General features: G+C 37.6%; 1 protein-coding gene, 1 tRNA gene and 1 pseudogene. 1 reads left to right on the top strand and 2 read right to left on the bottom strand.

The genetic code is table 11. The annotated features are described in order from the left end of the window. Window positions 1-161: 161 nt before the first annotated feature. Window positions 162-872 carry a hypothetical protein gene (locus B2Y23_RS11945; protein WP_291371013.1) on the bottom strand — a complete coding sequence of 237 codons (711 nt, stop codon included), beginning with the start codon at window positions 870-872 and terminating at the stop codon, window positions 162-164. A gap of 171 nt (window positions 873-1043) precedes the next feature. Next, window positions 1044-1130: transfer RNA gene (locus tag B2Y23_RS11940), tRNA-Leu, on the bottom strand. Between the two features lie 194 nt (window positions 1131-1324). On the opposite strand from B2Y23_RS11940, the pseudogene queA reads away from it, so the two are divergent. Further along, window positions 1325-2287, top strand: a pseudogene (queA, locus tag B2Y23_RS11935) (tRNA preQ1(34) S-adenosylmethionine ribosyltransferase-isomerase QueA); the annotation flags it as partial.

Below are 2287 nucleotides of genomic sequence, written 5' to 3'. Positions count from 1 at the left end.
AATGCAGTAATGCGTCCAAGCGCTACATTGAATGCTGCACTTGCTTCAATCTAGGTTGATACAAAACTGATAGTGTCAGTGATGTAAAAAAACCGGCGTCTAGGCGCCGGTTTTTTATTTCGATATTATTAGCAAAACAAATATATGAATGAAATGGTCTTTTATATCCCTGTAGAATATTTATTAATTTTTTCCATTTCCAAGAAATTCTTAGCAGCCTCTGGTCTTAAGTAATGCCATAGGACGAACATTGAGATCAGGAAAAAAAAGAACATAAGATAATTTAGATTATTAGATACAATAAAACCCTCTTCTCTATAAGCAAATTTAAAATACGTAATAACAAGATATGGTGTTGAGCCAAAAATATTAATCAAAATATATAAAATAGTTCCCCAATACCCATACCCCTTTATTCTTTTTAGCGTGTATTTTGTCTTTAACTTATAATTATTACTTTCCTTATCTTTTTCTAAATAATCTTTCCCAAGTTTGTATAGCCTTACTGCCTTATCTTTATCCCGACAGGAGAAAATGTACTTAAGTAAATCTATATCTTTATTTTTTATATTTAAGTAATTCGCTAATTTAGAAACCTTCAAATGATATTGCAACTCATCAGAAAACTCTAACAAAGTGTCACCCACTAAAAGTTTTTCCTGTTCATTAATTTGCTCATTCCTTTTTCTTCGCCTATGTTCACTAAATTCCCTCAAACCAGTAATTACCCCTGATTTAGCGATAAAGTAAATACTCGCAACCACAACAATTAGAAAAATAATTACGCATGTAAATTCTAATCCATAAGCACTTTCTAGTATTTTTAATGCAAACTGGTTTAGATTTAATTCTGCATTTAAATTTGCCGACATATTTCCCCTTTTTTATTCATCAATACTTTGTTAAATCAAACTACGATTTTTCAAATTTTTTATATAAAGTTCAAAATATATAATGCATATCCACGATACTTCAAATCATTTTATTTTCATCAGGCAATAAAAAACCCCAAGACTTAATATGCTTGGGGTTCTTCAGAATCTTGGTCCCGAGGGTCGGACTCGAACCGACACGTCATCTCTGACAGCGGATTTTGAGTCCGCCGCGTCTACCAATTTCACCACCTCGGGAAAGGTGTTGCAAGCTAATCAGCTTGTGGTGGCTATATTACTATCAAACGTGAAATTGTCAATTATCTAATTTATTCAATCGCTCACTTTTAAAGCAAAATCAAAAACTTTGTCTTAAAAAGCATCACATATCATCTGTTTTGTCCATTTCAGGCCTATAATGCACAGGTTTTTCTTATTTCTATACATTGAAGATGCAACTTTCCGACTTTAACTTTGATCTCCCTGACGAGCTGATTGCCCGTTACCCGCTTGAAACCCGTAGTGATTCACGTCTTTTACATCTTGATGCTCAAGGCCAATATCATGACCATCACTTCACTGATATTCTCGATTTACTTGAACCGGGTGATTTGCTGGTTTTAAATGACACCAAAGTCATGAAAGCGCGCTTGAAAGGTAAACGTGCCACTGGCGGTGCTGTTGAGGTTTTAGTGGAACGCATGATGGACAAGTTCATTGCGCATTGCCACATTAAAGCCAGCAACTCGCCTAAAGAAGGTGCAGAACTGTTTATTGGTCCAGATGAAGTTAAAGTCACTGTTAAAGGCCGTCATGAGAACCTGTTCATTGTCGAGTTTTCTCAGCCGATTTTAAATGTTCTAGATTTATACGGTGCATTGCCAATTCCGCCTTACTTCAACCGTGAAGCTGAATCGATTGATACCGAGCGTTATCAAACTGTCTTTAATGATCCAACTAAAATCGCCAGTGTTGCTGCCCCGACTGCCAGCCTGCATTTTGACGAAGCTTTGTTGAAAAAGCTGGAAGAAAAAGGCATCCAGAAAACCTTTGTAACCTTGCATGTTGGCGCAGGTACATTCTTACCGGTGCGCACTACCGATATTGAAAACCATATTATGCACAGTGAATGGTGCGATGTGTCTGATGAGTCTATGGCGCTGATCCGCGAAACCAAAGCGCGTGGCAATAAAGTCATTGCTGTCGGCACCACAGCAACCCGGGCTACTGAAAGCGCAGCGCAGGCCAATGGCGGTGAATTAAAAGGCTGGACGGGCGATACCCAAATCTTCATTTACCCAGGTTACGAGTTTAAAGTGGTCGATCGTCTGATTACCAACTTCCATCTTCCTGAATCAACTTTATTGATGCTGGTTTCGGCCCTGTCGAATCGTGATAATATTTTAAATGCCTAT

Source organism: Acinetobacter sp. UBA5934 (genome assembly GCF_002430855.1).
Taxonomy (GTDB): Bacteria; Pseudomonadota; Gammaproteobacteria; order Pseudomonadales; family Moraxellaceae; genus Acinetobacter.
The sequence above is the reverse complement of the archived record's forward strand: the minus strand, read 5'-3'. Positions and strand labels throughout refer to the sequence as shown.